Source organism: Trichococcus sp., from assembly GCF_049589555.1.
Taxonomy (GTDB): domain Bacteria; phylum Bacillota; class Bacilli; order Lactobacillales; family Aerococcaceae; genus Trichococcus.
In genome coordinates this window covers 1-7,859 of the sequence record NZ_JBAWAZ010000198.1, presented here as the reverse complement: position 1 = coordinate 7,859, position 7,859 = coordinate 1, and the positions used below count along the sequence as shown (strand labels likewise).

Here is a 7,859-nt window from a genome sequence, read left to right as displayed (position 1 = left end):
GGATTCTGCAGATTTCATGAAAAAATAGGAGAACATCGTATAGCTAGATTATTCAAATTATTAGTGAAATAGTAATAGAAGTCATCAGAAAAATCGTTATCCGTAAAAAAGGTTGTTGGAATAATAGATTAAAAGAAAGCGAGTTTAAGCTGAAAAAAATAGTAACGGAAGGGATCAAATCGAAAAGACCATAATAGAACAAATAAAGTTCCACGTGGAACATAGGTTAAGAAAAACAGAATATACACAGGGGTTGAAGATAAATTGAAGGGGTAATCAATAAATGTTCCACGTGGAACTATTGAAGGATAGTACAGGGAATTGCAACTAAGTGAGAACTATAATAATAATTACATTTGGCTCGAGAATGGGTACTATTTTGAGAGATAGATTTTCACGGCGGCCAAATCCGTTTGCGGATAATTTACTCACCAAAAGTGCAGTTATGCTTTGAAAAAATATCCAGGAAAAATACAGCACTATAACCCAATCGGGCAGATGGTGTATGAAGACTAGACGGGCGGGAACGTTTGCACCATCCATTCTAGAGCACATATTTATTTTGAGGAAATTATATTTTTAAACGCCGAAAACATTACGATGACCGGGTATGCTCAGAAAGTCCGCTATCCGGAATACGAACTTTATCCAGGGAAAATGTTTCACGTGAAACAATCAATTTGGCGTTGAGATGTCAACTAATCCCGTCAGAAAGGGCATTATAGCTATTATTATCTGAATATGTTAAAATGTACGAGTGCAAAATGTAGGTTCAGTAAAGGAGCTATCATGAAAATAAAGGAAAAGTTAAAGAATCTTCCTCACTTCATAAAGGCTGACAAGATTAAGGTTCCTTTCCTGATTATCGTGTTCTTATTGCTGGTGATCGTTGTTTTGACGTTCATTGCAGATTGGAAAATCGGAATTGGAATTACGCTCTTATGCGTTGGAATTGTTGGGTTCATCAGTTATTCTTCGGAGTATTTGATTGATGAAACAAATCAATACATATCTGACTTATCTTATCGAATCAAAAAAGGTGAACAAGAGGCTTTAATTAAAATGCCTATTGGGATACTTCTATATAATAAGCAAGAAGAAATCCAATGGATGAACCCATATTTAATAAAGTATTTTGGCAAGAAAGATACACTGGGCAGAAAGCTGAAAGTGGTGGATGAAGAATTATATCAGCTTTTTAAAGAATCGCAGGATTATGTGATACGCCGTGTGAAATGGGGAGATCATTATTTTGATATGATCATTCAAGAGGATATTGGCGTCATTTATTTGATGGATATAACAGAATATGCCAAAATTGAAGAGAAGTACAAAGACGAAAAATTTGTTTTTGGGAATATCATTGTCGACAATTATGATGAGGCTGTTCAATCCATGAACGATCGTAAGCGATCGAATGTAAACAACTATCTGACGAATCAACTCACAAATTGGGCAAACATGAATAATGTCTTTCTGAAACGAGTAGATGATGACCGCTTTATAGCATTGACCAATATGCGTGCATTAAAGAAAATCGAAGAAAATAATTTTGATATCATAAATCAAATAAGGGAAAGAACCTACAAGCAAAATTTTCCGTTGACATTGAGCATGGGTTTCTCATATGAGAAAACTTTTGAGCAAACCAATTTTAAAGAAGTTGCTAAAATGGCGCAGTCGAATATTGATTTAGCCTTGGCAAGAGGTGGCGATCAGGTTGTTGTGCGGGCCGAAAATGAAGATGCCCGTTTCTATGGTGGTAAAACTAACCCAATGGAAAAACGGACCCGTATCCGTGCGAGAATGATCAGCCAGGCTTTGGAAGAGCTTATTATCCATGCCGATAAAGTGATCATCATGGGTCATAGTTATCCGGATATGGACGTTATCGGTTCCTGTTTAGGAATCCGCCGCATTTCTCAGATGAACAATCGGGAAGCCTGGATAGTATTGGATCCGCAACAATTTTCCAATGATGTGAACCGGATCATGCAGGAGATAGACAAAGATCCTTTGATTGCGAAGCGGATCATTTCGCCTGAACAAGCAATGGCATTGGTGACGCCACAGACGCTGATCGTGATGGTTGATGTCCATCGCCCATCCATGACGCCGGCACCTGGGCTGTTGAATCTGTCCAAAAAAATAGTTGTTTTGGATCATCACAGACGCGGACAAGAATTTCCGAAAGATTCTGTTTTGGTTTATATGGAACCTTATGCGTCCTCCACATCGGAATTGATCGCTGAATTGTTCGAATATCAATCCAATGAGATGGATGCCATCAATAAGATAGAAGCAACTGCTATGTTGGCGGGGATTATCGTCGATACCCGCAACTTCAGTTTGAGAACCGGATCAAGGACTTTTGATGCTGCCAGTTATCTGCAATCTAATGGAGCCGATACCGTACTGATCCAGAAATCACTGAAAGAGGACTTGGATACTTATCTGTTGCGAAGTCATTTGTTGCAGACAATGGAATTTGTGAATGGTAACCTGGCGATCGTCCATGGGGAAGATGAAAAAATCTATGACACGGTCGTCGCTGCTCAAACAGCCGATACGATGTTGTCGATGGAAGCGGTAGATGCTTCATTTGTCGTCACAAAACGCCAAGACGGCAGAGTCGGAATCAGCGCCAGAAGTCTGGGTCAATACAATGTGCAGACAGTCATGGAAAAATTAGGTGGCGGTGGACATTTATCCAATGCAGCCACTCAGATTGAGAATACGACAGTCCATGAAGTCGTTGAGAAACTGAAAGCAGTCATAAATCCAGAAAAAATCAAGGAAGGGGAATAATAAATGAAAGTTGTTTTTTTAGAAGACGTTAAAGGTAAAGGTAAAAAAGGGGAAGTCAAAGATGTTGCGGATGGCTACGCTAATTTCCTGATCAAAAACCGCAAGGCTGAAGAAGCGAACGCCGGTACTATTTCCGCATTGAAAGGCCAAAAGAAGGCTGAAGAGAAGAAGCAGGCTGAGGAGTTGGCAGCAGCCCAAGAATTGAAAGCACTGCTGGAGAATGATGAATCAATCATCAAATTGTCCGCAAAAATTGGCGAAGATGGTCGTTTGTTCGGTTCCATAACAACGAAACAGGTTGCTGAAGCACTGCAAAAGCAACATAATGTTAAATTGGATAAACGAAAAATTGAATTAGAAAATCCTATCCGCGCATTGGGTTTCACAAAAATGCCCGTAAAAATTCATCCGGAAGTGACAGCGATGTTGACAGTGCAAGTGACGGAAGGGTAATAATTTTCCAAATACAAACGAAAGACAGGGATACCGATCTCTGTCTTTTCGTTTGCTTTTGAGGATCACTGAGGCAGCCCCTATAATATAGAAGAAAATAAATCTGACAGCCTTATTAAGGCGGACAGTCCCAGCAGAATTTTTAACAAAAGGGAACTAATGTTCGTGTTTCTGAATTGTAAATGTGGCTGATTTAGGATACAATAAGGAAGCAAAAGACGAGGTAGCCAGGAATGATTTCCTCGTCCGAATGAAAAAACCTAAAGGGTGAAAATATAAAATGGAAGATACACTTCAAGATCGCATACCCCCTCATAGTATAGAAGCAGAGCAATCCGTTCTGGGCTCCATTTTTTTGGATCCCGAAACGGTTGTGAATGTTCTGGAATACCTTGAATCATCTGATTTTTACCGAAAAAATCATCAGATTATTTTTGATGCGATTTTGCAATTGAACAATCGGAATGAAGCGATAGACGTCGTCACCATCTCGAATGAGTTGGATACGAAGAATCAGCTTGAAAATGCTGGCGGCATGGAGTACTTAGCCGAATTGGCGGTTGCGGTACCCACTTCAGCCAACGTGGAATATTACGCCAAGATAGTGGAAGAGAAATCGATCTTGCGCAATTTGATCCGATCGGCTACAGAAATCGTCCGCAAAGGCTATGAAGAAGGTGATGAACTCGCCGTCATGCTGGACAGCGCCGAACAGAACATCCTTCAGGTATCCGAACGGAGAAACCGATCCGGCTTCATCCGCATATCCGATGTCGTTTCGGCATCGCTGCAGAATATCGAATCATTGGCTCAACGAAGCGATGACGTCACTGGGGTGCCGACAGGCTATATCGCTTTGGACAAAATGACGGCGGGCCTCCAGAAAGAAGAGCTGATCATCCTGGCAGCGCGTCCGGCCGTAGGTAAGACCGCTTTTGCGCTGAACATCGCGCAGAATGTCGCAACCAAAGCGGATCAGGTAGTCGCCATCTTCAGCTTGGAAATGGGGGCGGAGTCATTGGTCAACCGGATGCTGTGTGCGGAAGGGAACATCGATGCCGGCCACTTGAGGACAGGGCAGCTTTCTGAAGATGAGTGGTCCAACCTGATCATGGCGATGGGGACGCTTGGGCAGTCAAAAATCTTCATAGATGATACGCCGGGGATCCGGATCGCGGAAATCAGGGCAAAAAGCCGTCGTTTGCTGCAGGAACAGGGGAAACTGGGCCTCATCGTGATCGACTATCTGCAGCTGATTGAAGGGAATAACCGCGAGAGCCGTCAACAGGAAGTTTCTGATATTTCGCGTCAATTGAAGAAATTGGCGAAGGAACTGAAAGTACCGGTCATCGCCCTTTCCCAATTGTCTCGTGGCGTGGAACAAAGGCAAGACAAACGTCCGGTATTGAGCGATATCCGTGAATCGGGATCGATCGAGCAGGATGCTGATATTGTTGCTTTCCTGTACCGTGACGATTATTACGAACGTGAAGGCGGCGAAGATTCGGAACGGGATGAGCAGGAGAACAATGTCGTTGAAGTCATCATCGAAAAAAACCGGAGCGGGGCGCGGGGAACCGTAAAGCTCCTGTTCAAAAAGGAATTCAACAAATTTTCTTCGATGAGCTATATGCCGGAAATTAGTTGATGATATTGGACAAATTGTTCAGAAATGAGCGCTTTTATTTGATTCTTTATTGAAAGACATAGGTAATATTGGTAAACTAGCATAGTGTTATGAATAAATAAGATGAGGTGGAGTAAATAATGACTTCAGTAGTAGTTGTTGGGACTCAATGGGGAGACGAAGGTAAAGGGAAGATTACAGATTTCCTTAGTGAGAATGCAGAAGTAATCGCTAGATATCAAGGCGGAGACAATGCTGGCCACACAATCCAGTTTGATGGCGTTACATACAAATTGCACTTAATTCCATCCGGCATTTTTTATCCAGAAAAAATCAGTGTGATCGGAAACGGCGTAGTAGTGAATCCGAAATCATTGATCAAAGAATTGGCATATTTGAAAGATCACGGCATCAACACGGATAACCTGCGTATTTCCGACCGTGCCCACGTCATTTTGCCTTATCATATTCAATTGGATCAGCTTCAGGAAGATTCAAAAGGCGAAAATAAAATCGGTACGACCATCAAAGGTATCGGGCCAGCTTACATGGATAAAGCAGCGCGTGTCGGTATCCGTGTAGCTGATTTGTTGGACAAAGAGATCTTTGAAGAGCGCCTGAAAATCAACTTGGAAGAAAAGAATCGCCAGTTCACAAAAATGTTCGATTCTGTAGAAATCAAATTCGAAGATATTTTTGAAGAGTATTACCAATATGGTCAAGAACTCAAAAAATATGTAACCGACACATCCGTTATCTTGAACGATGTATTGGATGCAGGCAAACGCGTCCTATTCGAAGGCGCTCAAGGGGTTATGTTGGATATCGACCAAGGTACTTATCCATTCGTTACTTCTTCCAACCCGGTTGCTGGTGGGGTAACCATCGGTAGCGGTGTGGGCCCTACCAAGATCGATAAAGTTGTCGGTGTCTGCAAGGCTTACACTTCCCGTGTCGGCGATGGCCCGTTCCCTACTGAGTTATTCGATGAAGTAGGAAGCCAAATCCGCGAAGTTGGCCGTGAATACGGAACAACGACAGGCAGACCGCGTCGTATTGGCTGGTTTGATGCAGTTGTTATGCGTCATTCAAAACGCGTTTCAGGCATCACTAACCTATGCTTGAACTCCATCGATGTTTTGAGTGGTTTGGAAACAGTCAAAATTTGTACTGCCTACAAAAATGCTGAAGGCGAATTGATTTACCATTATCCAGCAAGCTTGAAGGAATTGGCTCAATGTACGCCTGTCTATGAAGAGTTGCCAGGCTGGAGCGAAGACATCACTGGTTGCCGCACATTGGAAGAACTTCCTGAAAATGCACGCAACTATGTCCGTCGCGTTCAAGAAACAGTTGGCGTTCGCATTTCTACTTTCTCAGTGGGACCTGACCGCAACCAAACGAACGTATTGGAAAACGTTTGGGCAAGCATCTAAGACAGTAATGAATACAATAAAGAGTCCGCATCCGGAGATACTATCCGGATGTGGACTCTTTTTTTCGTGAAGTTATTGCATTTTATTGGAAAAGAGAGTAAAATAACAATTGTTACGTGATCAGCACGTGATATGGGTAATTAGCTCAGTTGGTAGAGCAGCTGACTCTTAATCAGCGGGTCGGGGGTTCAAACCCCTCATTACCCATAATTCTTTAAACAAAAATCCTGGGAAACATTGAAGTAATTTTCTTCACTGTTTCCCAGGATTTTTTTGTTTTATAAATAATACAGGATGACAAAGATGGGCATGGTTACAATACATACCAGCGTGGTCATGATATTGATCGCGCCAGCATACTCAGCATAAAGCCTATTATATATCATCTTCTCGCTGTCTACTAGTTTACTTGGAATTCATGCAAAGCAATAACCGTATTCTTTGTTTTTAAATTTTTCAGCAGGCACTGCAAATAATAACTACAATCTAATATTTTTATATTCTTACATGATTAAAGTATGGTACGATTGTTATTAGAATGTAAACGTTTGCCAAGGGGTGATGATTTTTGCAGAGGATTGAAAAAGTGCTAGAGGCATTGGGCATGCTTTACGAGGAGAAGAAGCAGGGCATAACGGCCGAGGAAATCGCCTATAGATTGAAAAGCGACAGAAGCAATATTTCGCGTGATCTGAATCAGTTGTATAAGGAAAAACGCTGCTACAAAGAAAAAACCAGACCGGTACGTTTTTTCCCGTGCGTACGCAAGGTGCCCCAACAGGCTGCGGCACCAAAGGAAACGCCTAAAATCGTGGACATGGATAATTTCCTGAAGAAGAATCCCAGCCTTTTCCATCAGATCGAGCAAGGGAAGGCTGCCATCCTGTATCCAGGGGACGGCATGCACATGCTGTTGCTGGGCGAAACCGGCGTCGGCAAGTCTTTGTTTGCCGATTTGCTGCACAAATACGGCATCCAATCGGGGAAGTTGGCGGATTCTTCTCCCTTCATCCAGTTCAATTGCGCCGATTATGCCCACAACCCGCAGCTGTTGATGAGCCAGCTTTTTGGTCATGCAAAAGGGGCATATACGGGTGCGGAAACAAATAAGACGGGGCTTCTCGAGAAAGCGAACGGAGGCATCCTTTTTTTGGATGAAATCCATCGCTTGCCGATTGAAGGCCAGGAGATGCTGTTCACCTACATCGACCGCGGTGTTTTCCGGCCGCTCGGCGAATCCGAAAAGGATCACCATGCCAATGTCCTGATCATCGGTGCTACGACGGAGAAGAAGGACACACTTCTGAAAACATTCATCCGCAGACTGCCGATCATCATCGATCTGCCTAGTTTGAGGGAAAGGTCGATCGAGGAACGCCATCAGCTGTTCGATGCCTTCGTCCAGCAGGAAGTCGATCAGTTGGGAGTGCCGATGTATTTCAGCAAGAATGCGCTGAAAGCTTTTCTGCATTACAAATGCGAATTGAACATCGGGCAATTCAAAGCGGATATCCGGATCGCTTTCGCGAAAAGCT

At 42.9% G+C, this 7,859-nt stretch carries 5 protein-coding genes and 1 tRNA gene; all 6 read left to right on the top strand.

Annotated elements, in window-relative coordinates:
• The first annotated feature begins 789 nt into the window (after positions 1–789).
• Entirely contained in the window at positions 790–2,808 is a 2,019-nt protein-coding gene (locus WBV27_RS07635; RefSeq protein ID WP_086628722.1) for a DHH family phosphoesterase, read from the top strand.
• A 3-nt stretch (positions 2,809–2,811) separates the two neighbouring features.
• The gene (gene rplI, locus WBV27_RS07630; protein WP_272161959.1) at positions 2,812–3,261 is read left to right on the top strand and encodes a 50S ribosomal protein L9; all 450 of its coding nucleotides are present in this window, start codon (positions 2,812–2,814) and stop codon (positions 3,259–3,261) included.
• A gap of 280 nt (positions 3,262–3,541) precedes the next feature.
• Positions 3,542–4,909 (top strand): replicative DNA helicase, encoded by a 1,368-nt coding sequence (gene dnaB / locus WBV27_RS07625; RefSeq protein WP_424200863.1) that lies wholly within the window; start codon positions 3,542–3,544, stop codon positions 4,907–4,909.
• A 119-nt stretch (positions 4,910–5,028) separates the two neighbouring features.
• Complete coding sequence (locus WBV27_RS07620; RefSeq protein WP_106450507.1) at positions 5,029–6,324, top strand: adenylosuccinate synthase; 1,296 nt, start codon at positions 5,029–5,031, stop codon at positions 6,322–6,324.
• Between the two features lie 134 nt (positions 6,325–6,458).
• A tRNA-Lys gene (locus WBV27_RS07615) sits at positions 6,459–6,531 on the top strand.
• Between the two features lie 361 nt (positions 6,532–6,892).
• On the top strand, positions 6,893–7,859 hold a 967-nt coding region (locus tag WBV27_RS07610), incomplete at its 3' end, for a sigma 54-interacting transcriptional regulator (RefSeq protein ID WP_424200860.1).